The following is a 26,148-nucleotide window of genomic DNA, read 5'->3' on the forward strand; positions in this document are numbered from 1 at the left end:
GCGCCTTTCGACACCCTTTGAGCCGCGAACCGGATCGAGGAAGGTTGCCATTCGGCCGCCGAGACCGTACGTCCGCTCTACGCGCGAGCGTGTCGGGGTGTAGCGCAGCCTGGTAGCGCATCTGGTTTGGGACCAGAGGGTCGTAGGTTCGAATCCTATCGCCCCGACCATTCGCTCGCCGTAGACGCCCTGGAGTGGAACGACCCGATGTCGAGCGCCCGCATCTACCAGCCCGCCAAGGATCCGACGCAGTCCGGGACCGCGCGCGCCAAGGCTTGGGTGCTGGAATTCGACCAGACCGCGCCGCGCGAGACCGATCCGCTGATGGGCTGGACCGGCTCGTCCGACATGCTCCAGCAGGTTCACCTGGAGTTCGAGACCCGCGAGGAGGCCGTGGCCTACGCCACGCGGGCCGGCCTGTCCTACCGGGTCGAGGAGCCGCAGAAGCCGATTCTGCGCAAGGGCCTGTCCTACTCCGACAATTTCAAGTTCAACCGCACCGCGCCCTGGACCCACTGAGGCGCCGCGCCGCGTATCAGATCTGGATCAGTATGGTGACGGCTCCGAAGATCAGCACGGAGCTCACCGCGAGGGCCAGGAGGATGAGGGCGGCGCGCGATTCGCGCAGATCGTCGTTCGTCATAACCGCAGGCTAAACCCGGACCGGCGCCGCGCCAATCCGGATCCGCTCACAAATTCGCTCAGAAGAAGATCGGGCGCGCGGTGGCGTGGTGCTCGGCCAGCACCGCATCATTGGCCGGATCGATCTCCTTCAGCACCGCATCGTAGCCCCAGAGGTCGGCGAGGTGCTGGAGAACCCTGCGGGCATCGTCCTTCTGCAGGGTGATGCGGTTCAACGCGCGGTGATGCACGATCAGGCGGCGGTCACCCGTGAGGTCCACGTCCACCACCTCGATGTCCGGGTCGAGCCAGGCGACGTCGTACTGGCGGGCGAACGAGCGGCGCATCTTGCGGTAGCCGCGCTCGTCGTGGATCGCCTCGACGTAGAGGTCCGACTCGTCGGGATCGTCGACCACGTGGAACAGGCGCATGTCGCGCATCAGCTTGGGCGACAGGAATTGCGCGATGAAGCTCTCGTCGCGGTAGTTCGCCCAGACGTCGCGCAGGGTGGCCATGGCGTCGCCGGTGCCGGCGATCTCAGGGAACCAGGCCCGGTCCTCCTGCGTCGGCTGTTCCACGATGCGGGCGATGTCCTGCATCATCGCAAAGCCGATGGCATAAGGGTTGTGCCCGTTGTAGCCCCGCTCGTTGTAGTTCGGCTGGCGCACGACGTTGGTGTGCGACTGCAGGAATTCGAGGTAGGCGGCCTCGCCGATCAGGCCCTTCTCGGAGAGGGCGTTCATGATGCGGTAGTGGCAGTAGGTGGCGCAGCCCTCGTTCATCACCTTGGTCTGGCGCTGCGGGTAGAAGTACTGCGCCACGAGGCGCACGATGCGCAGGATCTCGCGCTGCCACGGCCGCAGGCGGGGGGCCGCCTTCTCCAGGAAATAGAGGATGTTCTCCTGCGGGAGCTCGAGGAGCGCTTTCCGCCGCTCCGCGGCGAGGTCGGGCCGGGCGCCGGCCACCTTCTGCGGCAGGGTGCGCCAGAGGTCGTTGTAGATCTGCTCGCCGTGCTCGGCCCGCTCGCGCTCGCGACGCTGCTCGGAGGCCAGATCCGGCCGCTTCTTGCGCGGGTAGCGGTGGACGCCCTGGCTCATCAGGGCGTGGGCGGCATCCAGCACCGCCTCGACGGCGGCATGGCCGTGGCGCTCCTCGCAGCGCGAGATGAAGCCCTTGGCGAAGTCGAGGTAGTCGAGAATCCCCTCCGCGTCGGTCCACTGCTTGAACAGGTAGTTGTTCTTGAAGAAGTGGTTATGCCCGAAGGCCGCGTGCGCGATGACGAGCGTCTGCATCGTCGCCGTGTTCTCCTCCATGATGTAGGAGATGCACGGGTCCGAGTTGATGACGATCTCGTAGGCCAGACCCATCATGCCGCGCCGGTAGCCGGCCTCGTGCTGGGCGAAGTGCTTGCCGAAGGACCAGTGCTTGTAGAACAGCGGCATGCCGATCGACGCGTAGGCGTCGAGCATCTGCTCGGCCGTGATGATCTCGATCTGGTTGGGGTACCAGGACAGGCCGAGTGCCCGCGCCTCGACCTCGCAGGCGTCGTGGATGCGACGGATCGTGTCGAAGTCCCAGTCGTTGCCCGTGAAGAGCGGTTCCTGGCCCCCGGAGATCCGCTGGGGCGTGGGGCGGATGATGCTGCCGACCATACGATGTACGCCTTCCTCGAAGGGTCCGTGTCCGACGCGTTCCGTGCGGCGGCGCGCGAGGCGTCAGGCCTCGGCTTCCGCCCGGGCGTCCTTGCGCCCGAACAGCTCGCGGAACACCGGGTAGATGTCGCGGCGGTGATTGACCTTGCGCATGGCGATGGGTGCGCCCGTCTTCGCCAGGCCCTCGTAGGTCCGCCACAGGGTGGTGCGGTGCTCGACGAAGCCGGCCCGCGGGCCGTTCTCGTCGCCCACCTCCAGGTAGGCGAAGTGCTGGCAGGCCGGGAGAATGTGGGCGCGCAGCAACTCCGTCGCGGTCGGCCCGTCGCTGGAGACGTTGTCGCCGTCCGAGGCCTGCGCGGCGTAGATGTTCCAGTCGTTGGGGTCGTAGCGCTCGGCGATGACGCGCTTCATCTCGACGAGCGCCGAGGAGACCAGGGTGCCGCCGGTCTCGCGGGAGCCGAAGAACGTCTCCTCGTCCACCTCCGTCGCCTTGTCGGTGTGACGGATGAAGACGATCTCCACGTGCCGGTAGCGCCGCGTCAGGAAGATGTGCAGCAGGATGTAGAAGCGCTTGGCGAGGTCCTTCATGTGCTCGGTCATCGAACCCGAGACGTCCATGAGGCAGAACATCACCGCCTGTGCCACCGGGCGCGGGTAGGTCTCGAAGCGGCGATAGCGCAGGTCGAGGGGATCGACGTAGGGAATGCGCTTGGTGCGCTCGCGCAAGCTCGAGAGCGTCAGCAGCAGGTCCGGAAGGTCGGGGTCGCTGGATGGCGTCGCGGCGATGCGCGCCTCGAGGGCCGCGATCTCGTCGGGCTTCGGCCGCTTCAGGGCGATGCGGCGCGACATGGAATTGCGTAGGGTTCGCGTCAGGGCGAGGTTGGCCGGCGAACCCGAGATCGTGTAGCCGGCCCGGCGAAGCCCTTCCGTCTCCACCACGGAGAGCCGGCGCTTGGCCAGATCCGGCAGTTCGAGGTCCTCGAGGAAGAGTTCCAGGAACTCGTCGCGGGTAAGCACGAAGCGGAAGGCGTCCTCGCTGTTCTCGGAGCCCTCCCCGCCCTCGCCCGAGCCCTTGCCGCCGCCCCCCGAGGGCGGACGCTCGATGCGGTCGCCCTCCACGTAGGTCTTGTTGCCGGGCAGGATGTGGTCGTGCAGTCCGGTGCCGGACTGGCGGGCGAAGCGCGGCTCGCGGACGCCGTCGGCCGGCACGGCGACCCTGCCGTCCTTGCCGAGATCCTTGATGTCCTTCTCCCGCGCGGATTCCCGCACGGCGCGCTGGGCCACGTCCTTGACGCGGCGCAGGAAGCGCTGTCGGTTCGCGAGGCTCTTGCCCCCGGGATTGAGACGACGGTCGACGATGTGCATCCGGTGTGTGTGCCTTCGCCCTCAAGATCGATGTGGGATCGACTGGCCGGGGCGGCCACCGGAATGGTCGCCCCTTCACGCGTGGGATGGGCCTGGTCCGCCCTACCCGGCCTGCTTCACCCGCATGTACCATTCGACCAGGCGGCGGACCTGCCGCTCGGTGTAGCCGCGGGCTACCATCCGGTCGACGAATTCGCCGTGCTTCTTCTCGGTCTCGCCGTCCTTCTTCGAACCGAAGGAGATCACCGGCAGGAGTTCCTCGACCTGAGAGAACATCCGCCGTTCGATGACTTCGCGCAACTTCTCGTAACTCGTCCACGATGGGTTTCGGCCGCCGTGCTGCGCCCGGGAGCGCAGGGCGAACTTCACCACCTCGTTCCGAAAATCCTTCGGGTTGGCGATGCCCGCCGGCTTCTCGATCTTGGTCAGCTCCTGGTTCAGGAGTTCGCGGTTCAGGAGCTGGCCGGTCTCGGAATCCTTGAAGTCCTGGTCCTCGATCCACGCGTCGGCGTAGTCGATGTAGCGGTCGAACAGGTTCTGGCCGTAATCGTGGTAGGATTCGAGGTAGGCCTTCTGGATCTCGTGGCCGATGAACTCCGCGTAGCGCGGGGCCAACTCGGTCTTGATGAATTCCAGGTAGCGCTTCTCGGTCTCGGGCGGCAGCTGCTCGCGCCGGAGGGCCTGCTCCAGCACGTACATGAGGTGGACCGGATCGGCCGAGACCTCCGTGGTGTCGTGGTTGAAGGTCGCCGCCATCACCTTGAAGGCGAAGCGGGTGGAGATCCCGTCCATGCCCTCGTCGACGCCGGCGGCGTCCTTGTATTCCTGCATCGAGCGGGCGCGGGGATCGACCTCGCGCAAGGATTCGCCGTCGTAGACGCGCATCTTCGAGAAGGCGTTGGAATTGGCGTGCTCGCGCAGGCGCGAGAGCACCGAGAAGCGGGCCAGCATCTCCAGGGTGCCCGGTGCGCAGGCGGCGTCGGACAATTCGGAGCCCGAGACCAGCTTCTCGTAGATGCGCTGCTCTTCCGTCACCCGCAGGCAGTACGGTACCTTGATCACGTAGATGCGATCGATGAAGGCTTCGTTGTTCTTGTTGGTCTTGAAGGTCTGCCACTCGGACTCGTTCGAGTGGGCCAGGATCACGCCCGTGAAGGGAATCGCGCCGATGTTCTCGGTGCCGACGTAGTTGCCCTCCTGCGTCGCGGTGAGCAGGGGGTGCAGCATCTTGATCGGCGCCTTGAACATCTCGACGAATTCGAGGACGCCCTGGTTCGCCCGGTTGAGGCCGCCCGAGTAGGAATAGGCGTCGGGGTCCGCCTGGGAGAGGGTTTCCAGGCGCCGGATGTCGACTTTTCCGACGAGGCTGGAGATGTCCTGGTTGTTCTCGTCGCCGGGCTCGGTCTTGGCGATGGCGATCTGGCGCAGGCGCGACGGCCGGACCTTGATGACCTTGAACTTCGAGATGTCGCCGTTGAATTCGTCGAGGCGCTTCAGCGCCCAGGGGCTCATCAGCCCGGTGAGACGGCGCCGCGGGATGCCGTAGCGCTCCTGGATCTCGGCTCCCATCGTCTCGGGGTCAAACAGGCCCAGCGGGCTCTCGAAGACCGGCGAGACCTCGTTGCCGGCCTTGAGCACGTAGATGGGGTGGGTCTCCATCAGGGCCTTGAGGCGCTCGGCCAGGGAGGACTTTCCGCCGCCGACGGGGCCGAGCAGGTAGAGGATCTGCTTGCGCTCCTCCAGCCCCTGCGCCGCGTGGCGGAAGAACGAGACGATGCGCTCGATCGTCTCCTCCATGCCGTAGAATTCGGCGAAGGCGGGGTAGATCCGGATGGTGCGGTTCATGAACACGCGCCCCAGGCGCGGGTCCTTCGCGGTGTCCACGAATTCGGGTTTGCCGATCGCCTCGAGGATGCGCTCCGCGGCGGAGGCGTACATCAACGGCTCGTCGCGGCAGGCCTCGAGATATTCGGAGAGGCTCATCTCCGTATCGCGACGCGCCTCGTAGCCACGGGCGAAGCTCTGGAACAGGTCGTTCGTCGACGGCATAGGCTTTCCGATCCCCTCACGACAGCGACAGCTTCATCCTGTCTCGGCTTGGATGCAACTGACAGGCCCAGTTTTGTCGCAGCGCGATGCGGACGAAATTTGGGCGTGTGATGCGTGCCACAGTGCAACACCCGGCGCCGGCAGCCCTCCCCGTGCAGCCCTCCCCGTGCAGCCCTCCCCTGCCGCCCCTTCCGCCGCCGCTTTGGTTCACGACCTCGGGGCGGAAGGGGCTCGGTGTCCGGATCTCAGAGGTCGGTGGCGCCGGACTTCGCCGCATCCGGCTTGGCGTCCGGCTTGCCCGCGCCGACCGTGATCTTGATGGTCTGGGTCTGGACGTTGCCGTCCGAATCCTTGACGTCCACCGTCACCTCGTCGCTGCCGGTGAAGCCGTCCTTGCTCTGGTAGAACACCGCCTGCACCGCCGCCTCCTTGTTGGGGCAGCGGAACTTGGCCGGGGTCTTGAGCTTGCCGACCTTGGTGATGAGCGAGCCGTTCTTCGGGGCGCCGTTGACCCGGATCTCGGGCATCGGGCCCGTCGAGCAATCCTTCTTCAGGTTCGGCACGATGACGAGGCGCACGCTCTTGCCGCTGGCGGCGGTCTCGCTGCGCGTGACCGTGGTCTGGGCCAGGGCCGGCCCCGTGAGGAGGAGGCCGGCGGCGAGGAGGGTGGCGGGACGGGCGAGCAACATGCGGGACGAACTCCGGTGACATCGGGCGGCCCGCTCCGGGGGAGCGGACGTGGCCCGTGTCCGGCGGATGTGGGGATGGGGCATGCGCCCGTCGAGTGGTCACGGCCCCGCCGAAGTCCGGTCCGGTGGCGCTCAGCCTTCGGCGGCCGGCTCCGGCGGCAAGCGCAGGCGCGCGATGGCGGCTGCGCAGGCCCGCAGGTCGCCGAGGGCGTCTTCCAGCACGCTCCGGGTTTCCGGCGCGAGGCTCGGCGCGTCACCGTCGTGCCGAACTTCGGGGTCGGGCCGCGCTTCGGCCACGCTCTCCGCATCCTGTGCGGAGGGGGCGGCCACCTCGACCTCGCCACGCCCGAGCGACTGCACGAAGCGCAGGCCGCGCTCGCGTAGCACGCGCTGGGCGCCCTTGATCGTGTAGCCCTGCCCGTGCAGCAGGTGCCGGATGCCCTTCAGAAGGTCGACGTCCTCGGGCCGGTAGTAGCGCCGCCCTCCGGCACGCTTGACGGGGCGGACCTGGCTGAATCGCGTCTCCCAGAAGCGCAGGACGTGCTGGGGCACGGCGAGCTCGTCGGCGGCTTCCTTGATGGTGCGAAAGGCACCCGCGCTCTTCTCCGGCACGTCGCGCGCCGGTGCCGTCCCTGGGCCCGGGTCGGGCGTCACCGCGTCGGTCCGGATCGCGAGGGACATCGGGCGCCTCAATCGTCGTCGTGTTCGGCGGCGCCGTTCAGGCCGTTGATCCGCGCCTTCAGCACGTTCGAGGGCTTGAATACCATGACCTGGCGCGGTTCGATCGCGACCTCGACGCCGGTCTTCGGGTTGCGCCCGACCCGGCGCCCTTTGCTGCGCACCACGAAGGAGCCGAACGAGGACAGCTTCACCGTCTCACCGCTAGCGAGACAGGCACAGATCTCGGAGAGCACGGTCTCGACGAGGGCCGACGACTCGGTCCGCGACAGGCCGACCTGCTGGTAGACGGCCTCGCTCAAATCGGCGCGTGTGACCGTCTTTCCCGTCATGCGACATTCCCCAAGGCGATTCGAGTTTTCTTAGTATCTCTATGATCGCGCACGCTAATCGGCGTTCAGGCCGGGGTCAACACTGCGTCGGCATTACCGACGGGATCACCCCCGTCGATCGGATCCTTTGAGGCGGCCGGGCCTACCAGCGGATCAGTGCGGCACCCCAGGTGAATCCCCCGCCGATCGCCTCGATCATGACGAGGTCGCCGGCCCGGATGCGCCCGTCCTTGCAGGCGACGTCGAGGGCGAGGGGAATCGAGGCCGCCGAGGTATTGCCGTGCCGGTCCACGGTGAGCACCACCTTTTCGCGGGCGATACCGAGCTTGTCGGCGGACGCCTCGATGATCCGGCGGTTGGCCTGGTGTGGCACGAACCAGGCGAGGTCGTCGGCCGTGGTGCCGGTGGCCCGGAAGGCCTCGTCGATCACGTCGGTCACGGAGCCGACCGCGAAGCGGAACACCTCCTTGCCGGTCATGCGCAGGTGGCCCGTGGTCCCGGTCGAGCCCGGGCCTCCGTCGACGTAGAGCTTGTCGCGGTGGCGCCCGTCCGAGCGCAGGCTCGCGGTGAGCACGCCGCGGTCGGCGCTCGTGCCCGCCCCGTCCTGCGCCTCCAGCACGATGGCGCCGGCGCCGTCGCCGAACAGCACGCAGGTGGTGCGGTCCTCCCAGTCGAGGATCCGCGAGAAGGTTTCGGCTCCGATGACGAGGGCGCGCCGGGCGCTTCCCGTGCTCAGGAACTTGTCCGCGGTGGTGACGGCGTAGACGAAGCCGGCGCAGACCGCCTGCACGTCGAAGGCGAAGCCCCCGCGCATGCCGAGCGCCGCCTGGATCTCGGTGGCGGTGGAGGGAAAGGTGTGGTCCGGCGTGGAGGTCGCGCAGATGATCAGGTCGATGTCGTCGGCGGTGAGGCCCGCCGCGTCGAGGGCGGCCCGGGCGGCCCGGGCGCCGAGAACCGAGGTCGTCTCGCCGGCATCCGCGAGGTAGCGCTGGCGGATGCCGGTGCGCTGCACGATCCAGTCGTCCGAGGTGTCGACGGTGCGGCTGAGCTCGTCGTTGGTCACGCACCGGGCCGGCAGGGCCGAGCCGCAGCCGATCACGACCGAGCGCCGCACCGGATTTGAGAAGACCGTCATTTGGAAAAGACCGTCATGGGGCCGTCCTTCTTTCGTCCCGCCCCACTCACGACGAGGCGGTCGCCGGCGTCAGGTCGAGCATGTCTCGGATGGTCCGCATGAGGTCGTGACGGGCCATGTCGTGGGCGAGGTCGACGGCCGCCGCGAAACCGTGCGCATCCTCGGAGCCGTGGCTCTTGATCACGATGCCCTCGAGGCCGAGGAACACCCCCCCGTTGGCCCGGCTCGGGTTCATCTTCTCCCGCAGCGCCTTGAAGGCGTGGCGGGCGAAGAAGTAGCCGATCTTGGCGGAGAGCGTCCGGCTCATGGCGGCGCGCAGGTAGCTGCCGATCTGCTTGGCCGTCCCCTCCGCGGTCTTCAGGGCGATGTTGCCGGTGAATCCTTCCGTGACCACGACGTCCACCGTGCCCTTGCCGAGGTCGTTGCCCTCGACGAACCCGTGATAGGCGAGGTTCGGCAGGTCGGTCTCCCGCAGGGTCCGGGCGGCTTCCTTCACCGCCTCGTTGCCCTTCATCTCCTCCGTGCCGACGTTGAGGAGGCCCACTGTCGGCCTGTCGATGTCGAACACGATCCGGGCCATGGCCGCGCCCATCACCGCCATCTCGACGAGGTGCTCGGCATCGGTGCCGATGGTGGCGCCGACATCGAGCACCACGCTCTCGCCCCGCACGGTGGGCCAGAGGCAGGCGATGGCCGGGCGCTCGATGCCCGCCAGCGTCTTGAGACAGATCTTCGACATCGCCATCAGGGCGCCGGTGTTGCCAGCCGAGACGGCGGCATCGGCCTCGCCGTCCTTCACCGCCTGGATGGCGCGCCACATCGAGGACTTGCCGCGCCCCGAGCGCACGGCCTGGCTCGGCTTGTCGTCCATGGCGATCGACACCGTCGTGTGACGGATCTCGACGGCGCCCTTCAGGCGCGGCTCCGCCGCCACCAGGGGCGCCAGGATGGCCTCGTCCCCGAACATCAGGAACGTCATCTCGGGATGGCGCTCGCGGGCGATGGCGGCGCCCGGCACCACCGTCGTGGGGCCGTGGTCGCCGCCCATGGCGTCGAGCGAGATGCACACTCTCTGGGACATGTCGGGTGGCCGGTGGCCTCTGGTCGCGGGTGGGAACGGCCCTCCCTGGAAGGGCCGCGGATGGGCAGGGGCGGGAGGAACCGCCGGCCCCGTGCCCGGCGCGGCGGAAAATAACGATTGAGGCCGGGTGGGCAAACGAAATCTGAGCCCGCCGGCCAAAGCCGGCGCCGGATCGCTTCGGTCGGCGTCAGTCGTTGGCCGGCTTCAGGGCGCCGAGGGCGGCGAGCGGGGGCTCGTCCGTGTCCTCCACGTGCGGCTCGAAGGTGACCCCCGGCTTGCGCGGATAGGGATCGAGGCCCAGCGCCAGGAATTCCGCCGTGATGGTGCCGAAGTCGATCTTGCCGCCGATGATCGGGTCGGGGACGTCGGCGTCCTCCGCATCGGTGCCCTGGAGCCGGTCCGTATCGGTGAACAGCAGGTCCACGGGTTCGGAGACCGGCCCATCGAATGCTTCGAGGCTCACCGTGCAGACCTGCGTCACGGTCGCCCTCACGGTGCCGCGCACCCGGAAGGCCGAGGGCGGGCCGCTGGTCTCGTAGGTGCCGACGAGATCGCGGATGGCCGGAATCGCGAAGTCTCGCGCGAGCGCCGCGCATTCCTCGGGGCTCGCCGTCACGGTCAGGTGTCCGTCACTGCGCCGGAGCCGGTCGACGCTGACGATCCGCGAGAGCGGGCCGGTCTCATCCAGGCGGGTCATGGTGTCGTCCGTGTCGGTGTTGCGCCTGGCTCGTTCAGAGGAGCGGCGAAGGCGTGGGTATCCGCGAGGAAGGCTTCGGGGTCCGGGAAGCGCGGACCTTCCCCGATGAGGTCGTCGAGGTCGGCCCGCTCGAGGGCTTCGGCGGCGGCCAGGACGTAGGCGGTCAGACGCGCGGCGGTTTCCGGCGCGGCGAGCCCGAGGACGTTGCGGGCGAGTGCGCCCCGGAGTGCGGCGGCATCGCCGGCATCGAGGGCCGCGTCGTAGCCCTCGGCCCGGCCGTAGAACGCGGCCCCGAGCTTCTTCATGCGTTTCGGCACGCCGAAATCGCCGATGCCGGATTCGCGCAAGGAGGAATCGAGCTGCAGGAACACCGAATTCACGAGATCCTGCGCCACGTCCGCCGCCGGCTCCGGCAGACGGTTGAGGCGCCGCAGCACCAGGATGACGTGCAGGATCAGGCATTCGAAGCGCCCCTCCAGCGTGTCGGGCACCCCGAGCCCGGTGTAGAGGCCGGGCCGGCGCGCGGCCGCGTTGACGCGCAGGTGCAGCGTCTCGATCAACCGTTCGCGGGGACCGGGACGGCCCCAGGTGCGCAGGCGCGCCAGGAGACCGCCGATCACGCGCCGCCTCCCCGCGCCGCGGTGGAGGGAGGGATGTCGGCCGGCGGCTGTGGCCGGGCTTGCCTTGTCAAAACCATAACCCCGCGTTACGGCAGCGAACGGTCAAGGTGCAACCTCCATCGGGATTCTTCGAAGGCCTCGGTGCCGGGGTGGGGATCGGGGCCATGAACGCGTTCAGTTCCTCGCAAGCTCAAGGGTGGCCGATGTCGCGCCGTCTCGTATCGTCGCTCGCTCGCCTCGCCGTCCTCGGCGTGATCGGAGCCGGCGTGTCCGGCTGCATCGGCGAGGACATTCGCCATGGCTACCAGATCGACCAGGCGGCGCTGGCCACGGTGAAGCCCGGCATGAGCGCCGAGCAGGTGCTTCAGATCCTGGGCACGCCCTCCACCGTCTCCACGGTCGGCAACAAGTCCTGGTACTACATCAGCCAGAACACGCGCCGCACGGTCCTGTTCCTCGGCGAGCGGGTGGAGGACCAGAAGGTCACCGCCGTCTACTTCACCTCCGCCCTCAAGGTCGAACGGGTCGCGCTCTACGGCCTCCAGGACGGCAAGGTGTTCGACTTCATCGAGCGCACCACCCCGACCAGCGGCGCCGACCGCGCCTTCCTCAGCCAGCTCTTCCGCGGCCTGACCAAGTACGAGCCATTCGGCAGCGGTTCCGGCACCAGCGTCGTTCCGGGCGCCAATCGCGGCCTGTAGGCCGGCGGGTCCGCCCGGGCGATCCGTCCCCGGGCCGTCCGAGGGCCGCCCGGCGTGGAGGTCCGTCTTCACGAAGCGCGCGGCAGGCCGGGGATGGCGCGGCGCGGCGCAGGCCCCGGCGCCCAAGCCCGTGCAGGATGCTCGTCGATGCCGTCGCGCGATGGATTCCTGATCGAGGGCGGTGAGACCGGAGCGCTGCTGCGCGCCTTCGACTGGTCCGCCTCGCCCCTCGGCCCCCCGGCGGACTGGCCCCAGGCCCTGAAGACCCTCGTCGGCGTCATGCTGGGCTCGCAGCAGCCGATGCTGATCGTCTGGGGGCCCGACTACGTCACCCTCTACAACGACGGGTATGCGGCCATGTGCGGGGCGCGCCACCCCGACGCCCTCGGCGGTTCCTTCCGCGACCTCTGGCACGACATCTGGGATCAGGTGGAGCCGATCCTGGCCCGGGCCTATGCGGGCGAGGCGACGCATATGGACGGCATCGCCTTCATCATGCACCGCAACGGCTACCCGGAGGAGACGTACTTCTCGTTCGGCTACACGCCGGTCCGCGACGATGGCGGCCGGGTCGCCGGCATGTTCTGCGCCTGCGCTGAGACCACGGGGCGTCTCCAGGCGGAGCGCGAGGCCAGTGCCGAGCGCCGCCGCCTGGAGCAGCTTTTCGCCCAGGCTCCGAGCTTCATGGCGGTCCTGCGCGGGCCGCAGCACCGCTTCGAACTCGCCAACCCGGCCTATCTGCGCCTCGTCGGCGACCGCCCCCTGATCGGTCGGACGGTGGCCGAGGCCCTGCCGGACGCGGCCGCGCAGGGCTACCTCGACCTCCTCGACACCGTCTACCGAAGCGGCGAGGCCTTCACCGCCACCGCTTCGCCGATCACCCTGCAGGTCGAGGCGGGCGGCCCGGAGAGCGAGCGTTACCTCGACTTCGTCTACCAGCCGATCTTCGGCGACGACGGCACCGTCACGGGTGTCTTCGTCGAGGGGGTCGACGTCACCGACCGCGCCCTCGCGGAGATCGCCCTGCGCCGGAACGAGGCGGAGCTGCGCTTCCTCAACGCCGACCTCGAGCGCCAGGTCATCCTGCGCTCGCACGAGCGCGGTCTGACCTGGCAGGTCAGCCCCGACCTCCTCGGCGTGTTCCATCCGGACGGCTACTTCGAGCGCCTGAACCCCGCCTGGGAGATCATCCTCGGCTGGACGGAATCGGAGGTGGCGGGCCGTTCCGTGCTCGAACTCATCCATCCCGACGATGCGGGCCGGAGCCGGGAGGCCATCGACGCGCTGCGCGCGAACATGCCGGTGTTCCGTTTCGAGAACCGCTACCGCACCCGCGACGGCCGCTATCGCTGGATCTCCTGGACGGCCGTACCGGAGGGCGGCCGCGCCTATTGCAGCGGGCGCGACATCACCGAGGACAAGGCGCGGGAGGCCGCGCTCGACCAGGCGCAGGAGGCCCTGCGGCAGGCGCAGAAGATGGAGGCCGTGGGTCAGCTTACCGGCGGCGTCGCGCACGACTTCAACAATCTGCTGACCGTGATCAAATCGTCCACCGACCTCCTGAAGCGGCCGGGCCTCCCCGAGGAACGGCGCGCGCGCTACGTCGACGCGATTTCCGACACGGTGGCCCGGGCGGCCAAGCTCACCGGCCAGCTCCTCGCCTTCGCCCGCCGCCAGGCTCTCAAGCCCGAGATCTTCAACGCCACCACCAGCGTCACGGCGATCAGCGAGATGGTGGGAACCCTCACGGGCGCCCGCATCGAGATCGTGCTGGAGGTTCCCGACGCCCCCGCCTATGTCCACGCCGACCCGAGCCAGTTCGACACGGCCCTCGTCAACATGGCGGTGAACGCGCGCGATGCCATGGATGGCCACGGGCGGCTGACGATCCGGGTCCGGCCGGTGGAGGGCATCCCGCCCCTCGGGATCGGCATGGGCGCTTTCGTGGCGGTGTCGCTCACGGATACCGGCGGCGGCATCGCGCCGGAGGCGCTGCACCGGATCTTCGAGCCGTTCTACACCACCAAGGGCGTCGGCCAGGGCACGGGCCTCGGCCTCAGCCAGGTCTTCGGGTTCGCCAAGCAATCGGGCGGCGAGGTCCTCGCGGAGAGCGTGCCCGGCCGGGGCGCCACTTTCACCCTCTACCTGCCGCGCATCGCGGACGCGGTTACGGCCGAGCCGGTGCCGGAGGAGGCCGAGCCGCTCACGGACGGCCACGGCACCTGCGTGTTGGTGGTCGAGGACAACCCGGAGGTCGGCGGCTTCGCCACCCAGACCCTGGCGGAACTCGGCTACCACACGGTCTGGGCCACCAACGCGGCCGATGCCCTGCGCCAGATCGAGAAGATTCCCTACCGGTTCGAGGTGGTGTTCTCGGACGTGGTCATGCCGGGCATGAACGGGATCGAGCTCGCCAAGGAGATCGCCAAGCGGCGCCCCGACCTGCCGGTGGTGCTGGCGTCCGGCTACAGCCATGTGCTGGCCGAGGAGGGCAGCCACGGCTTCGAATTGCTGCACAAGCCCTATTCGGTGGAGCAACTCTCGCGGGTCCTGCGCCGGGCGGTGGCCCGGAGCCGCCGCGGACGCCCGCGTTCCTGAGGGGCTAGCGCGCCCCGGCGTTGCCGCGGTCCAAGCGGGCGAGCAGGCTCGCGAAGTGCTCCGTCACCGCCTCCTCGGGCTGGGCCGCGTAGGTCGCCTGGAGTCCGCCCGCGAGGCTCGCTACCAGCGGATGGGACCGCACGGCGCGCAGCGACCGCCGCGCGGCCGTGCCCCGGTCCGGTGAGCCTACGGCGCCGCCGGCGCTCGACGAAAGCAACTTGTCCATGGCAGGGACCCCTCGAACCCGGCTTGGCCGACGTCGGCGGGCAACGTGCCGCCGGCGGGACCGATCCGGCAAGACGTCACGGGGTGTCCGCGCGCGGTTCCTTGCCGGCTGTGGCACCGTCACCACGGGGTGCCAGGGTCTGCGCGATTTCCTCGGGCGCCCGGAACAGCCAGGCGGGCCGGCCTGCCGCCAGGGCGTCCGCGCGGGTGTAACCCCACGCCACGGCAGCGAAATCGCAGCCCGCCTCGGTCGCTGCCGCGTGGTCGCGAATTTCGTCTCCGACATAGAGCACCTCGGACGCTGCAAGGCCGGCTCCCCGGATCAACGCGCGCAGGCGCTTGCCCTTGCCGAACAGCGAAGCCCCGCAGGCATAGGTGTGAAAGCGTCCGGCCGACACCGGCCCCAGGGCTCGTCGGATGTTCGATTCGCGGTTCGAACTGAGGATCGCGAGGCGAAGGCCGGCGGCGTCGAGGTCCGCCAGCATCGCGGGGATGCCGGGAAAGGGCGGGATCGCGGCGATGTCCCGCGTCGCCAGCCGGTGCATGTGCCGGGTGATGAAGGGCAGCTTCCAGGCCGGTATGCCGAGGTGGCGGACGATCCCGCGGGCATCCATCCCGCGCAGGGCGTGCGTCTCGTGCGCGGCGATGCGGCGGAAGCGGTACCGGTCCGCCACGTCGTTGATGACGGAGGTGAACCAGGGAAAACTGTCGGCGAGGGTGCCGTCGAAGTCGAAGGCGACGAGCCGGTACCGAGGCTGGATCAAGAGCCGAGGTTGTCCACGGGCACGACGAGGCGCATCACCAAGCCACCCGGCGCCCAATCCTGCTCCAGGGTACCGTCGAGCTGGCCGGCCACGCTGCGCTGGGCCAGCACCGTGCCGAAGCCCTGCCGGGTCGGCGGGCCCGCGACGGTCGGGCCGCCGCGCTCGGCCCAGGTCAGGGTGTAGGTCGACCCTTCCCGGCGACCGGTCAGCAGCACGCTGCCGGCCTCCGTGGAGAGGCCGCCATACTTCATCGCGTTGGTGGCCTGCTCGTGCATGATCAGGGCAAGCGCCGTCGCGGTGCGCTCGCCGACGGCGACGTCGTCGCCCGAGATCACGATGCGCTCGCGGCCATCCTGGGTGTAGGCGGCCATGATCAGCCGCATGAGGCCGAACAGTGTCTGGCCCTTCACCGCCGGTGCGCTCGCGGGCGAATGCGGCCGCACGTATTCATGGGCCTGCGCCAGGGCCCCCAGCCGCTCGCGGAAGGCGGTGACGAAGGGGCGGGCCGCCGGATCGGTGCGCGCCGAGAGGCCCGCGATGCCGCCCACCACCGCGAAGATGTTCTTGATGCGGTGGGACAACTCCTTGATCAGGAGGTCGCGTGCCTCCTCCGCGCGTTTGCGCTCGCGCAGGTCGCGGGTCACCGTGGCGTAGCCCACGAAGGTGCCCTCCGCGTCGCGCACCGGGAAGATGTTGTAGAGGACCGCGATCCCCTCCCCCGTCGCGAAGTGGCGGAAGGCGAGTTCCCCCTCCCACCAGCCCTGCCGCTCCACCGCCGGAAGCACCGTCCCGCTGACCACCGCCTGGCTCTCGGGCATGAAATAGTCGGTGACGTGGGTGCCGGCGACCGCCGTGATGTCGGGCAGCCCGACGAGGCGGCGCCCGGCCTCGTTGACGTGCTGGACGAAGCCCGCCCGGTCGGCCATGCCGATGAAGTCCTGGGATTGCTCGACGATGGCGGCGAGCTTGCGCGCCTCGGCCTCGGCGCGCTTCAGATCCTCGATGTCCGTGCAGGTGCCGAACCAGCGCTCGATCCGCCCGTCCGCATCGTAGAGCGGCATCGCGCGGCCGAGGGTCCAGCGATAGGCACCGGAATGGTGGCGCAGGCGGTACTCCACCTCGTAGGGCTCGCCGGTGGCGAGGCTGTGCCGCCAGCGGGTCCAGGCCCGCTCCTGGTCCTCGGGATGGAACATGTCGTTCCAGCCCTCGCCGTCCGTGGATCCGTACGGAGCCCCGGTGAACGCGTACCAGCGGTCGTTGTAGAAGTCGTGGTAGCCGTCCGGCAGCGTGGTCCAGACCATCTGGGGCATGGCCGCGGTCATCACCCGGAAGCGGCGCTCGCTCGCCGCCAGGTCCGCCTCGCGGGCATCGACCTCGCCCCGGGTCCGGGTCAACTCGATCAGCGTCGAGACCTGGCGGGCGAGCGCCTCCAGGGTCTCGGTCTGAACGGCGGTCAGCCCATCCGGACGCGCCACCCGGTCGAGGACGCAGAGGGTCCCGAGCGGCATCCCGGAGGGGGCGCGGACGACGGCCCCGGCGTAGAAGCGCAGGCGCCGCTCGCCGGTCACGAGGGGGTTGTCGCGGGTGCGGGGATCCTCGGTCAGGTCCGGGATGACGAGGAGTTCCTCGGCTTCGATCGCGTGCGAGCAGATCGACATCCCACGCGGCGTCTCGGGCAATTCGAACCCGACGCGGGAGCGGAACCATTGCCGGTCCTGCTCGACCAGACTCACCAGGGCGATCGGGGCCCCGCAGACCAGGGCGGCGATGCGCGTCAGGTCGTCGTAGCGAGCGCCGCCCCCGTCCGATTCCAGGCCGAGGCTATGCAGCTCCGCCAACCGCTCCGCCTCGGTCCATCCGGTGGTCGCGACTGAGCAGGTGAAGGTCGAAGGCAAACGTCGTGATCCCCGCCGATCCTCACACATAGGTGCTCACCGTCACCTGCGGTAGCGCCGGAACGCGCAATCGTGACGTATGATGAACGTCATCGCCACATTCGCGCGCGTCAGGCCGCCCTCCGATGCCGAGGCGCCGGGGGGCGGCCGATGCTCACGCCGTCCTCACGCAGCCTTGGCCTCGCCGAGGGTGGGATAGTCGACGTAGCCCTCGGGTCCCTGGCTGTACCAGGTCTTCGCCTCGTCCTTGTTCAGGGGCGCGTGCTTGGCCAGGCGCTCGGGCAGGTCCGGGTTCGCGATGAACGGGCGTCCGAACGCGATGGCGTCCGCCTTCCCCTCGTCCAGGGCCGCCTGCGCGCGCGGGCCGTCGTAATCCGAGTTCAGGATGAGGGGGCCGTCGAACGCCGCCTTCATCGTCGGGGCGATCGGCGGATGGTTGGCGGTGCCGAAGGTGCCGTTCGGGCCCGGTTCGCGCAGCTCGAGGAAGGCGATGCCGATCTTCGAGAGGGCGGCCGCCGCGGCACCGAACAGGGCCTCGGGGTTCGAATCGTCGACGCCCTGGATCGCCCCGTTCGGCGACAGGCGCACGCCCGTGCGGTCCCGGCCGACGGCGTCGGCCACCGTCCGGGTCACCTCCGTGAGCAGGCGGATGCGGTTCTCGACGGAGCCGCCATAGGCGTCGGTCCGGAAATTCGAGCCGTCGCGCAGAAACTGGTCGATGAGGTAGCCGTTCGCCGCGTGGATCTGCACGCCGTCGAACCCGGCCGCGATGGCGTTGCGGGCGGCGCGGTCATAATCGGCCAGCAGCCGCGGAATCTCGTCGACGGACAGCGGCCGGGCTTCCGCGTAGGGCTTCTTGCCCTCGTAGGTGTGGGCGGCGTCCGGCGCCGTGGTGGCCGAGGCCGAGACTGGCTTGGCGCCCCCGAGGAAGTCGGGGTGGACGATGCGGCCCATGTGCCAGAGCTGGCAGACGATCTTGCCGCCCGCCTCGTGCACGGCCCGGACGATCGGCTTCCAGGCCTCGACCTGCTCGTCCGACCAGATGCCCGGCGCGAAGGGCCATCCCAGACCCTCCTGCGAGATTCCGGTGGCCTCCGTCAGGATGAGGCCGGCGCTGGCACGCTGGCGGTAATAGTCCACCATGATCGGGGTCGGCACGTGCTGGGCGGTGGCGCGGCCCCGGGTGAGCGGCGCCATGAAGACACGGTTCTTGGCGTCGATCGCGCCGATGCGGATCGGATCGGACAAGGTGGGCATGTGGGAGACTCACGTTGTTTCAAGGACAAACGGACGGCGCCCGGCACGTGGCCCGGCCCGTCGACACCGTCATTTGGAGATGTTGCGCATCGAGGCCAGCCGTCACGGCGGCTCGCCCCCACAAGCTTGTGCGGGGGCGCACGTACCGTTCCCGGCGCCGGAACCCGTGCCGCCCTCGGCTGTGCCCCGAACCGGGGGCCCTCAGCGCCGTCCTCGGAATCGGGCCATCGGCGCGCGGCGGCCGTCAGGCGCCGGCCGCGAGCTGCGCTTCGAAATCGGACAGCACCGAGGATCGCGCGAGCTTGTGGTAATAATCGAACGACCAGCCGGTCTCGACATCGACGCCATGACCGTTTCTCAACCCGGAGATGAAGGCGTTGAAGCGCGTGCGTTCCTCGGCCACCAGCTTCATCGTGGTGGCCCTGACGTAGTCCGGTGGAATGTTGCGGCTCTTCATGGCCGCCACCCCGTCCCGCACGGCGCGGGGATCGTCGTCAACGATCAGCGTGGTGTCCGGATGGAAAAAGGTATCGCGTCCCCCGCGGCTGCGGGTGGAGACGACCGGCAACCCGGCGAGCAGGTACTCGATGCTCGCATACATGGCGCCTTCGAGCTTCGAGAGGCAGAGGCCCACATGCGCCGAGGCCATGGCCTCGTTGACCGCGACGTGGCTCATCAGAACGATGCCGTCAGGGACGACGTCGTTCAGAATGGCGTGTCCACGCGGCATCGTGCGGACGAACTTGTCGAGTTGCTGACGCTTGAGTTGTGCGGGCCAGTGGCTGAACATCTTCGTCACGTAAGCACAGCTCGGCACGAGCCGGGCCAGATCATGCCGCTTGAAGGGTGCGAGCTGCGCATTGTAGATCGCATCGAACGTCCGCTCGCGACCCGGCAGCGGGTGATACATGGTCTCGTTGACGAACATGTTCTGTGGCGCGAATTGCGCCGCGACCCCGAGACCACGGAGAATCCGTTCCTCATCCCGGGTGTTCGCCAACATGATCATGCGCGCATGCGGATACCGCTTTTCGAAGCGGCGATGCTGCACGGCGAGGGACAAGGCGAAGATCCGGCGCTCGAGGCTCATGGTGATGGGCACCAGGAACACCAGGGGTTTGTCCGCGAACCGGCGCGCGAAGTAATCGGCAGCGCCGAATGGCCAAGGCTGCGGCTGACAGCAGAAGATGATCGGATCGCGACTGAGCATATGCCCCACGACCGGCGTGCCCGGTTGCCAGTTCTGGTAGGGCCGCGTGAACAGGCCGCGCAGTCCGGCCAAGTCTTTCATGACAGGCACGCCGAACAGGAACGGATACCTTAGAAACTGCAGATTCAACATCGTGAGGCGGCTCGTTGCACCGTCGGAAGGCTTCGCGTGGATGCCGCAGCATAGAATTCGCGGATGTAGACGGTCGCAGAATTTTCGTCCAGCGCGACGTGGTCACGCCGTCGTCCCGAGGCAATATTTGACCGGGCGGCTATTTCCACCAGTCATGAGGTCGGCTGCACGCTACTTTCTGTGGTGCCATGGATAGAAGCCGACCACGATGATGGCGATCAGCGCAGTCAGCATCAGCACGTTGCCTTGCACCAGCGCGTACGTGAACAGCCCCACGGACACGAGGGTGATCCCCAACATCAACGCGAGCACGAACATGTTCATCGGCTCAGGGGTTCCTTGCCCGTTGAAGACGAGACGGTCGCGGTGTGCGGTGTCACGGTCGACCAAGACTGCATGGGGCGGAACCGCGCCCGCCGCTCCGTCCCAGCTTGCCGTCCGGCCTTCCGCAGCATTGGCCCTTCCGCAGCATCGGCTCTGCCGGAATATCGATCCCCCGCATCGCATCTCCGGTGATCGGGCATCTCGAGATTCCGAGAGGCTGTCTATCACGCAGGCATCGGGCTGCGCCATGCCACGGTGGAGCGCGGGCGGCTCAGCCCGGTTCGTGCGGGCCGAGATCCAGACCCTACGCGTCGCCTGACAAACCGCACAGCGATCGCGCCAACCCACGCCAGCGAGATCGTTGGCAGTCTCGAAAGGTCCGATGGAATGAAGTTCCGCGCGCCTCCGGGGCGGCGATGCTCGAAGCCCCGATGGGGCAGGCTTCGAATGGTCGGAGCGAGAGGATTCGAACCTCCGACCCCTAGTCCCCCAGACTAGTGCGCTAACCGGGCTGCGCTACGCTCCGACGCCCCTAAAGGCAGGCGGGTCTTAGCTTTTGGCCCCCGGTGACGCAACCCCCTCGGCAGCCTCATGGGCAAAAATCGGCAGGGGCTCGGCGACGGCGTGGCGGCCCGGGTCGTCGGACCGCCGCGCCGTGTCGGTGACCGGGGCGGACTCGCCGGTCATCGGTGCGGTCGCGGATCACCGGTGCGCGGCCCTCCCACCCCGCGGTCCGCGACTCGCATTCCGCCTCCGCATAGGAGCCGTGCGCAGTCCGACCTCGAATTTGGCCATCGTGCCGGAGGATGAAACTCCCCGGTCGCGCGTTGCCTTGTCTGAGCACCGGAGACAAACCCTGAGAGGAACGATCATGGATGGCAGCCTCATCGCCAAGAACAATGAGGCCAACCGCATCGCCTCCGAGCGCCTGCTCGAGCAGTTGCGCGACGAGGGGCTGCACTATCGGCTGTGGGTCACCGGAACGCCCGCGGGCGACACCTTGCACATGCGGGTGGACCGGCTCTGTCCCGGGATGCGCGAACGGATCGGCAAGGTGATGCGCGGACGCGGGCTGAGACTCGACATCACCGCGGCCTGACGCGCCGTTGGTCCGGGCGCCTCCGAGCGCCCGCGCCCCCCACCGCCCGGTGGTCCGCCGGTGAGGTGCGCCGGGCCGTCAGGTGGATCGCTTAGGCTTCGGATTCGAAACGATGTGTTTCCATCGTTTCCATTTTCGCGGAACGCGGGAGATCGCATCTTCCTGACATCGCGGCACGGTCGAGACGACGCGGAGCCGCCTGCCAGGAGAGCGTCCCATGTCCAAGAACGGCATCCATCACGTCACCGCCTTTTCCGGCGCCGCCGGCCGCAACGTCGACTTCTACACCGAGATCCTCGGCCTCCGGCTCGTGAAGAAGACCGTGAACTTCGACGATCCGGGCACCTATCATCTCTATTACGGGGACGAGACGGGGCGTCCCGGCACGATCCTGACGTTCTTCCCGATCGCGCACGCGGCTCCCGGCCGGGTGGGAGTCGGTGAGACGCAGGAGACGGCCTTCCGCGTGCCGCGTTCGTCCATCGGCTGGTGGACGCACCGGTTCGTCGAGAAGGGCGTCACCCACGAGGCCCCCGCCCCCGCCTTCGGTGAGCCGGTTCTGCGCTTCCGGGATCCGGACGGCATGATGCTCGCGCTCATCGGAACCGAGGCCCCGGGGGACGATCTCGCCTGGACGGGGGGGACGGTCCCGCCCGAGCATGCGATCCGGGGGTTCCACGGCGTCACCCTGCTGGTGCGCGAGGCCGGCCCCACGGCCGCGATCCTCACGGACGTGTTCGGCTTCGCCGAGGCCGGGCGCGAGGGCGTCGCGACCCGCTATGCCGGGGACGCCGAGGCCGGCGGCTTCGTCACCCTGCGGGCCGTCGGCGAATTCCTGCCCGGGCGGCAGGGGGCCGGCTCGGTACACCACATCGCCTTCCGGGCGGCGGACGACGCCGTTCAGGCGGCGATGGTGGCCAAGCTCACGGGCACGCACGGGCTCGGCGTCACCGAGCAGCGCGACCGCCAGTACTTCCGCTCGGTCTATTTCCGCGAGCCCGGCGGCGTGCTGTTCGAGATCGCCACCGACGTCCCGGGCTTCGGCGTGGACGAACCGGTGGAGGCCCTCGGCCGTGATCTCAAGCTGCCGGCTTTCCTCGAGCCCCACCGGGCGCAGATCGAGGCGCGCCTGCCCAGGGTCGCCTGAGCCCGACGCCGTCCGCGGCATCGGGGGCCCGCGCCGAACGGCGTGGGCCCCGCCCTCCCCTTCACGAAACCACCCTGCCCTTCACGAAACCATCCTCGCCTTCACGAAACCATCCTGCCCTTCACGAGACCGCCATGACCGACACCGCCTTCGGCTTCATCCATCGCTTCGTGCCCGGAACCGAGGCCGGAACGCCGCCCCTGCTTCTGCTCCACGGCACCGGCGGCGACGAGACCGACCTCCTCTCCCTCGGGCGGAGTCTGGGGCCCGGCGCCGCCCTGCTCGCCCCGCGCGGGCCCGTACTGGAGAACGGCATGCCGCGTTTCTTTCGCCGCCTCGCCGAGGGCGTTTTCGACGAGGCCGATATCCGGCGGCGCGCGGCCGACCTCGCCGACTTCGTCGCGAAGGCCCGGGCGGCCTATGGGCTCGCCGCACCCGTGGCGGTCGGGTTCTCGAACGGCGCCAACATCGCCGCGGCCCTGCTGCTGCTGCACCCGGACGTCCTGGCCGGCGCCGTGCTGCTGCGGCCGATGCTGCCCCTGACCGCGTCCGCGCCCGTCGATCTCGCGGGTCGGCCGGTGCTCATGCTGTCGGGGGCCGCCGATCCGATCGTGCCGGCCGCCAACGCCGCCGCCCTGGCGCAGCGTCTGCGTGACGGCGGCGCCCGGGTCAGCCACGAGACCCTGCCGACGGGCCACGGCCTGTCGCAGGCGGATGTGGCGCGGGCGAGTGCCTGGCTCGCCGAATGAGACGCTTCGCCCGGGGGCGCGTCGGGGCTTCGGGCGGAGATTCGGGACCATGTAACGTTTTGTGACGATGGCCGCTTTCGCGTTGCGGTCACGGCCGCCGTTCCTATGGTCGGTCCATGATCGACGACACCACCATCGCGATCGTCGAGGACGATCCCGACATTCGCGCCCTCCTGGCCGGGTATCTGCAGGGCGAGGGATTCAAGGTCGTGACCCTGGACGGGGGCTCGGGCCTCGACCGGCTCCTCGCCCGCGGCCCGGCCCCTCACCTCGTCCTCCTCGACTGGATGCTGCCGGGCGAGGACGGCCTCTCGATCTGCAGGCGCCTGCGCGCGGCGGGCGGGCCGCCGGTGGTGATGCTGACGGCCAAGGACGAGGACATCGACCGGGTGCTGGGCCTCGAGATGGGGGCCGACGACTACGTCTCGAAACCGTTCAACCCGCGCGTACTCCTGGCCCGCATCCGGGCCGTGCTGCGCCGCGCGCGCGGGAGCGCGACCGAGCCGGCCGACGCCCCCGCGCGGCTCGGCGTGGCCGACCTCGTGATCGACCCCGCGGCGCGCCGGGTCACCACGGGCACGCCCGCCGCCGAGATCCCCCTGACCAGCGCCGAGTACGACCTGCTGCACTGCTTCGTGACGCGGCCGCAGCGGGTGCTCTCGCGGGACCAGCTCCTGGACTGGACGCGCGGCCGCACGGCCGACGCCTTCGACCGCACCATCGACGTGCAGGTGAGCCGGCTTCGCCACAAGCTCGAAGCGTCGGGCAGCGCGGCGGCGGCCCTGCTCAAGACCGTGCGCAACGCGGGCTACATCCTGGCCGCCCCGGTGACGGCGCTCGCCCCGTGATGGGTCGGCTCGGCCTGCTCAGCCGGATCATGCTCCTGCTCCTGGGCGCGCTGTCCCTGCTCGTGCTCGGCATCGGCGCGGTCGACCATTGGCAGCGGCGCCAGGAGGGTTGGCGCTACGACACGCCCTATCCGCGCATCGACCAGGCCGCGAACATCATGAGCCTCGTGGCGGCGGCGGAGGACGCGCAGCGACCGGCCATCCTGCGGGCGGTGAGCGGCGAGACCCTGCGGGCCGAGATCGGCGACGCCGCCCCGGCGGACGCCGCCCTCATCCGGGAGCCGCGCATCGAGGCGCGCCTGCGCCGGATCACCGGGGCGCCCGCCGACCGGATCCAGGCCTTCACCGATGCCGACCTGCTCAAGCGGGGCGTCACGCCCGAGGACGTGGCGCGCGACGGGCTCCGCCGGCCCCAGGGACGGTTGGCCCTGGCGACCTACCGGCTGCCCGATGGCCGCGTCCTGGTCATCTCGGCCGTCAAGTGGCACCGGTCGCAGATGCCCTGGCTCCTCGGCCAGCCCGTCACCCGTTGGGTGGCGGTGCTGGGGGCGGCCGTCGCGGGCCTCGTCCTCCTCGGCACCCGCCATGAGCTCGCGCCCCTGCGCCGCCTCACGGAGGCCGTCTCCCGGTTCGACGGGCGCGTGCCGGAGCGGGTGGCCGCGGCGCGCGGAGCCCCCGAGATCCGGCGCCTCGCCCTGGCCGTGCAGGGCATGCAGGAGCGCATCGTCGGCCTGATCTCCGAGCGCTCGCTGCTGATCGGCGCCATCTCGCACGATCTCAAGACCTACCTGACGCGCCTGCGCCTGCGCGCCGAGGGGGTGCCCGAGCCGGAGCGCCGGGAACGCCTCGTCGAGGATCTCGACGCGATGACGGCGCTGATCGACGCCGCCCTCGGTTTTGCGCGCGGCACCGCCGTGGAGGTGGATCGCGTCCCCGTGGACCTTGCGGATCTCGTGGCGGTCGAGGTCGCCGAGCAGGCGGCCCAGGGCGTGCCGATTTGCCTTCACGGCGAGGATGTCCCGGACGCGATGGTGGCGGGCGACGCGACGGCCCTGCGCCGCGTCGTCGCCAACCTCATCGGGAACGCCGTGAAGTTCGGCCGTTCGACGGTCAGCGTCGCGGTCCGGCGCGCGGGCCCGGTCTGCGAGGTCGTGGTGGAGGACGACGGGCCGGGCATTCCGGAAGCCGAGCGCGCGGCGGTGTTCGGTCCCTACTACCGCATCGAGCGCTCCCGCAGCCGGCAGACGGGCGGGACCGGCCTCGGGCTCGCGATCGCCCGGCAGATCGCGGAGGCGCATGGGGGCGGCATCGTGGTCGAGGCGGCCTCGCTCGGCGGCGCGCGGCTGGTCGTGACGCTGCCGGCCCTGGCCTGAAGGCGGGCCCGACCCCCGCGATTCCTCCGCGCCATCGCGCATCGGACGGCGTCGGCGCTGTGGCGTCCCCTCGGCCGAAGACGCCTTCCGTTACAGAACGTTACATCGCGCGCCGCCCGCGTCACATCCGGGAAGGATGCGCGGACGAACCTGTGCCTGTCCCGTCGCGGCCGAAGTGCCGCGGCGCGGGGCCGGCGGCCCATCGGACCGCTGCTGACAGGAAAAGGAACGTGTTCATGCTGAAGCTTCTCGTCCCGAGCCTCGTCCTCGCCGGCCTCGCGGCTCCGGCCTCCGCTTTGCCGATGGTCGATGCCCTCGCCCACGGTCCGGAGAACGCGCGGATCATCCAGGTCTATGGCGGCTGCGGTCCCTACGCCCATCGCGGCGTGTACGGCTATTGCCGCCCGGGCGGGCAGGCGGGCGGCTACATCCGCGGTCGCTCCTGCCCCGCGGGCTATCACATCGGTCCCTACGGCCGTCGCTGCTGGCCGAACTGAGCCCGCGCTTCCGCGCCCGCCTACGGTGCCGCGCGCCGCCTCGCCCGGCGCGCGTCCGCCAGCGTGTAGACGAGCGCGCCCGCGACCATCAGGGCGAGGACGTACCAGGTGATCGCGTAGACGAGGTGGTTGTCGGGAAAGGCCACGATGGTCAGGCCGCCCACCGGCCAGCCACCGGGGTTGGGCGTCGCGTCGGCATCGATGAAATAGGGGGCCGCGCGGGTGAGGCCGCGCGCCTCGGCGATGGCGACGACATCGCGCGAGTACCAGCGCCCGCCGGCCGGATCGTTCTTGCGCAGGAAGCCGCCGCCGGGTTCGCTCAGGCGCAGGAGGCCCGTGACCGTGATCGGCCCCGCGCCGCCGGGCTCCGGGCGGCTCGCCGGATCGCGCCGATCCGCCGGATCGCGCCG

At 69.6% G+C, this 26,148-nt stretch carries 26 protein-coding genes and 2 tRNA genes; 10 read left to right on the plus strand and 18 right to left on the minus strand.

The annotated features are described in order from the left end of the window. Positions 1-93 precede the first annotated feature (93 nt). Both K2X24_RS20040 and K2X24_RS20045 read left to right on the plus strand, forming a co-directional pair. A tRNA-Pro gene (locus tag K2X24_RS20040) sits at positions 94-170 on the plus strand. Positions 171-207: 37 nt separating this feature from the next. Beyond that, positions 208-519, plus strand: a complete 312-nt coding sequence (locus tag K2X24_RS20045; RefSeq protein ID WP_055950667.1) for an ETC complex I subunit — start codon at positions 208-210, stop codon at positions 517-519. A 182-nt stretch (positions 520-701) separates the two neighbouring features. Here K2X24_RS20045 and K2X24_RS20050 read toward each other — a convergent pair whose 3' ends face one another. The 10 genes from K2X24_RS20050 to K2X24_RS20095 form a co-directional block, all read right to left on the minus strand. Further along, positions 702-2,273 carry a SpoVR family protein gene (locus tag K2X24_RS20050; protein ID WP_292500406.1) on the minus strand — a complete coding sequence of 524 codons (1,572 nt, stop codon included), beginning with the start codon at positions 2,271-2,273 and terminating at the stop codon, positions 702-704. A gap of 63 nt (positions 2,274-2,336) precedes the next feature. Next, the gene (locus tag K2X24_RS20055) at positions 2,337-3,638 is read right to left on the minus strand and encodes a YeaH/YhbH family protein (protein ID WP_292500407.1); all 1,302 of its coding nucleotides are present in this window, start codon (positions 3,636-3,638) and stop codon (positions 2,337-2,339) included. Between the two features lie 102 nt (positions 3,639-3,740). Further along, complete coding sequence (locus tag K2X24_RS20060) at positions 3,741-5,687, minus strand: PrkA family serine protein kinase (protein WP_292500408.1); 1,947 nt, start codon at positions 5,685-5,687, stop codon at positions 3,741-3,743. 245 nt (positions 5,688-5,932) lie between these two features. Further along, complete coding sequence (locus tag K2X24_RS20065) at positions 5,933-6,376, minus strand: 4-aminobutyrate aminotransferase (protein ID WP_292500409.1); 444 nt, start codon at positions 6,374-6,376, stop codon at positions 5,933-5,935. Positions 6,377-6,508: 132 nt separating this feature from the next. Continuing rightward, the gene (locus K2X24_RS20070; RefSeq protein WP_292500411.1) at positions 6,509-7,057 is read right to left on the minus strand and encodes a MerR family transcriptional regulator; all 549 of its coding nucleotides are present in this window, start codon (positions 7,055-7,057) and stop codon (positions 6,509-6,511) included. 8 nt (positions 7,058-7,065) lie between these two features. Then, positions 7,066-7,386 (minus strand): integration host factor subunit alpha, encoded by a 321-nt coding sequence (locus K2X24_RS20075; RefSeq protein ID WP_238278323.1) that lies wholly within the window; start codon positions 7,384-7,386, stop codon positions 7,066-7,068. A gap of 142 nt (positions 7,387-7,528) precedes the next feature. Further along, positions 7,529-8,521, minus strand: a complete 993-nt coding sequence (locus K2X24_RS20080; RefSeq protein ID WP_292500413.1) for a beta-ketoacyl-ACP synthase III — start codon at positions 8,519-8,521, stop codon at positions 7,529-7,531. 46 nt (positions 8,522-8,567) lie between these two features. Continuing rightward, the gene (plsX, locus tag K2X24_RS20085) at positions 8,568-9,602 is read right to left on the minus strand and encodes a phosphate acyltransferase PlsX (RefSeq protein WP_292500415.1); all 1,035 of its coding nucleotides are present in this window, start codon (positions 9,600-9,602) and stop codon (positions 8,568-8,570) included. A gap of 187 nt (positions 9,603-9,789) precedes the next feature. Further along, a complete protein-coding gene (locus K2X24_RS20090) occupies positions 9,790-10,299 on the minus strand; it encodes a DUF177 domain-containing protein (protein WP_292500417.1) in 510 nt (169 codons plus the stop codon). Then, entirely contained in the window at positions 10,296-10,919 is a 624-nt protein-coding gene (locus K2X24_RS20095) for a ubiquinol-cytochrome C chaperone family protein (RefSeq protein WP_292500419.1), read from the minus strand. The genes K2X24_RS20090 and K2X24_RS20095 overlap by 4 nt, the downstream gene beginning before the upstream one ends. A gap of 203 nt (positions 10,920-11,122) precedes the next feature. On the opposite strand from K2X24_RS20095, the gene K2X24_RS20100 reads away from it, so the two are divergent. Continuing rightward, a complete protein-coding gene (locus K2X24_RS20100; RefSeq protein WP_292500443.1) occupies positions 11,123-11,620 on the plus strand; it encodes an outer membrane protein assembly factor BamE in 498 nt (165 codons plus the stop codon). Between the two features lie 147 nt (positions 11,621-11,767). Continuing rightward, entirely contained in the window at positions 11,768-14,218 is a 2,451-nt protein-coding gene (locus tag K2X24_RS20105; RefSeq protein WP_292500422.1) for a PAS domain-containing protein, read from the plus strand. Between the two features lie 4 nt (positions 14,219-14,222). Here K2X24_RS20105 and K2X24_RS20110 read toward each other — a convergent pair whose 3' ends face one another. The 7 genes from K2X24_RS20110 to K2X24_RS20140 form a co-directional block, all read right to left on the minus strand. Then, positions 14,223-14,444 (minus strand): hypothetical protein, encoded by a 222-nt coding sequence (locus K2X24_RS20110; protein ID WP_292500424.1) that lies wholly within the window; start codon positions 14,442-14,444, stop codon positions 14,223-14,225. 76 nt (positions 14,445-14,520) lie between these two features. Next, the gene (locus K2X24_RS20115; protein ID WP_292500444.1) at positions 14,521-15,204 is read right to left on the minus strand and encodes an HAD hydrolase-like protein; all 684 of its coding nucleotides are present in this window, start codon (positions 15,202-15,204) and stop codon (positions 14,521-14,523) included. Further along, on the minus strand, positions 15,204-17,045 hold the full coding sequence (locus tag K2X24_RS20120) for a PAS domain S-box protein (protein WP_292500425.1): 1,842 nt from the start codon (positions 17,043-17,045) through the stop codon (positions 15,204-15,206). Before K2X24_RS20120 ends, K2X24_RS20115 begins: the two co-directional genes overlap by 1 nt. A gap of 222 nt (positions 17,046-17,267) precedes the next feature. After that, on the minus strand, positions 17,268-18,359 hold the full coding sequence (locus K2X24_RS20125; protein ID WP_292500426.1) for an alkene reductase: 1,092 nt from the start codon (positions 18,357-18,359) through the stop codon (positions 17,268-17,270). A gap of 244 nt (positions 18,360-18,603) precedes the next feature. Further along, positions 18,604-19,701, minus strand: a complete 1,098-nt coding sequence (locus tag K2X24_RS20130) for a glycosyltransferase (protein ID WP_292500428.1) — start codon at positions 19,699-19,701, stop codon at positions 18,604-18,606. Positions 19,702-19,872: 171 nt separating this feature from the next. Next, a complete protein-coding gene (locus K2X24_RS20135) occupies positions 19,873-20,025 on the minus strand; it encodes a hypothetical protein (RefSeq protein WP_292500430.1) in 153 nt (50 codons plus the stop codon). Positions 20,026-20,473: 448 nt separating this feature from the next. Beyond that, a tRNA-Pro gene (locus K2X24_RS20140) sits at positions 20,474-20,551 on the minus strand. Between the two features lie 345 nt (positions 20,552-20,896). Between K2X24_RS20140 and K2X24_RS20145 the strand changes: the two genes are divergently transcribed. The 6 genes from K2X24_RS20145 (at position 20,897) to K2X24_RS20170 (ending at position 25,738) form a co-directional block, all read left to right on the plus strand. Beyond that, entirely contained in the window at positions 20,897-21,124 is a 228-nt protein-coding gene (locus K2X24_RS20145; RefSeq protein ID WP_292500433.1) for a hypothetical protein, read from the plus strand. A 217-nt stretch (positions 21,125-21,341) separates the two neighbouring features. Then, complete coding sequence (locus K2X24_RS20150; protein ID WP_292500434.1) at positions 21,342-22,271, plus strand: ring-cleaving dioxygenase; 930 nt, start codon at positions 21,342-21,344, stop codon at positions 22,269-22,271. Positions 22,272-22,405: 134 nt separating this feature from the next. After that, entirely contained in the window at positions 22,406-23,020 is a 615-nt protein-coding gene (locus tag K2X24_RS20155) for an alpha/beta hydrolase (RefSeq protein WP_292500435.1), read from the plus strand. 116 nt (positions 23,021-23,136) lie between these two features. Next, entirely contained in the window at positions 23,137-23,868 is a 732-nt protein-coding gene (locus K2X24_RS20160) for a response regulator transcription factor (RefSeq protein ID WP_292500437.1), read from the plus strand. Then, the gene (locus tag K2X24_RS20165) at positions 23,868-25,241 is read left to right on the plus strand and encodes an ATP-binding protein (protein ID WP_292500446.1); all 1,374 of its coding nucleotides are present in this window, start codon (positions 23,868-23,870) and stop codon (positions 25,239-25,241) included. Before K2X24_RS20160 ends, K2X24_RS20165 begins: the two co-directional genes overlap by 1 nt. 236 nt (positions 25,242-25,477) lie before the next feature. Then, entirely contained in the window at positions 25,478-25,738 is a 261-nt protein-coding gene (locus K2X24_RS20170) for a hypothetical protein (protein WP_292500440.1), read from the plus strand. Between the two features lie 20 nt (positions 25,739-25,758). On the opposite strand, the gene K2X24_RS20175 is transcribed toward K2X24_RS20170, so the two are convergent. Then, the coding region (locus tag K2X24_RS20175) for an SURF1 family protein (RefSeq protein WP_292500441.1) at positions 25,759-26,148 on the minus strand (390 nt) is incomplete at its 5' end.

This window comes from Methylobacterium sp. (assembly GCF_019750675.1).
Taxonomy (GTDB): domain Bacteria; phylum Pseudomonadota; class Alphaproteobacteria; order Rhizobiales; family Beijerinckiaceae; genus Methylobacterium.

Bases quoted from the DNA above. Each gene is read 5' to 3' on its own strand.
- K2X24_RS20170 (WP_292500440.1), top strand. From the start codon at position 25,478: ATGCTGAAGCTTCTCGTCCCGAGCCTCGTCCTCGCCGGCCTCGCGGCT.
- K2X24_RS20130 (WP_292500428.1), bottom strand. From the start codon at position 19,701: ATGTTGAATCTGCAGTTTCTAAGGTATCCGTTCCTGTTCGGCGTGCCT.
- K2X24_RS20135 (WP_292500430.1), bottom strand. From the start codon at position 20,025: ATGAACATGTTCGTGCTCGCGTTGATGTTGGGGATCACCCTCGTGTCC.
- K2X24_RS20050 (WP_292500406.1), bottom strand. From the start codon at position 2,273: ATGGTCGGCAGCATCATCCGCCCCACGCCCCAGCGGATCTCCGGGGGC.
- K2X24_RS20045 (WP_055950667.1), top strand. From the start codon at position 208: ATGTCGAGCGCCCGCATCTACCAGCCCGCCAAGGATCCGACGCAGTCC.
- K2X24_RS20100 (WP_292500443.1), top strand. From the start codon at position 11,123: ATGTCGCGCCGTCTCGTATCGTCGCTCGCTCGCCTCGCCGTCCTCGGC.
- K2X24_RS20160 (WP_292500437.1), top strand. From the start codon at position 23,137: ATGATCGACGACACCACCATCGCGATCGTCGAGGACGATCCCGACATT.
- K2X24_RS20150 (WP_292500434.1), top strand. From the start codon at position 21,342: ATGTCCAAGAACGGCATCCATCACGTCACCGCCTTTTCCGGCGCCGCC.
- K2X24_RS20110 (WP_292500424.1), bottom strand. From the start codon at position 14,444: ATGGACAAGTTGCTTTCGTCGAGCGCCGGCGGCGCCGTAGGCTCACCG.
- K2X24_RS20070 (WP_292500411.1), bottom strand. From the start codon at position 7,057: ATGTCCCTCGCGATCCGGACCGACGCGGTGACGCCCGACCCGGGCCCA.
- K2X24_RS20055 (WP_292500407.1), bottom strand. From the start codon at position 3,638: ATGCACATCGTCGACCGTCGTCTCAATCCCGGGGGCAAGAGCCTCGCG.
- K2X24_RS20125 (WP_292500426.1), bottom strand. From the start codon at position 18,359: ATGCCCACCTTGTCCGATCCGATCCGCATCGGCGCGATCGACGCCAAG.
- K2X24_RS20065 (WP_292500409.1), bottom strand. From the start codon at position 6,376: ATGTTGCTCGCCCGTCCCGCCACCCTCCTCGCCGCCGGCCTCCTCCTC.
- K2X24_RS20155 (WP_292500435.1), top strand. From the start codon at position 22,406: ATGACCGACACCGCCTTCGGCTTCATCCATCGCTTCGTGCCCGGAACC.
- K2X24_RS20075 (WP_238278323.1), bottom strand. From the start codon at position 7,386: ATGACGGGAAAGACGGTCACACGCGCCGATTTGAGCGAGGCCGTCTAC.
- K2X24_RS20165 (WP_292500446.1), top strand. From the start codon at position 23,868: ATGGGTCGGCTCGGCCTGCTCAGCCGGATCATGCTCCTGCTCCTGGGC.
- K2X24_RS20090 (WP_292500417.1), bottom strand. From the start codon at position 10,299: ATGACCCGCCTGGATGAGACCGGCCCGCTCTCGCGGATCGTCAGCGTC.
- plsX (WP_292500415.1), bottom strand. From the start codon at position 9,602: ATGTCCCAGAGAGTGTGCATCTCGCTCGACGCCATGGGCGGCGACCAC.
- K2X24_RS20060 (WP_292500408.1), bottom strand. From the start codon at position 5,687: ATGCCGTCGACGAACGACCTGTTCCAGAGCTTCGCCCGTGGCTACGAG.
- K2X24_RS20080 (WP_292500413.1), bottom strand. From the start codon at position 8,521: ATGACGGTCTTCTCAAATCCGGTGCGGCGCTCGGTCGTGATCGGCTGC.
- K2X24_RS20105 (WP_292500422.1), top strand. From the start codon at position 11,768: ATGCCGTCGCGCGATGGATTCCTGATCGAGGGCGGTGAGACCGGAGCG.
- K2X24_RS20145 (WP_292500433.1), top strand. From the start codon at position 20,897: ATGGATGGCAGCCTCATCGCCAAGAACAATGAGGCCAACCGCATCGCC.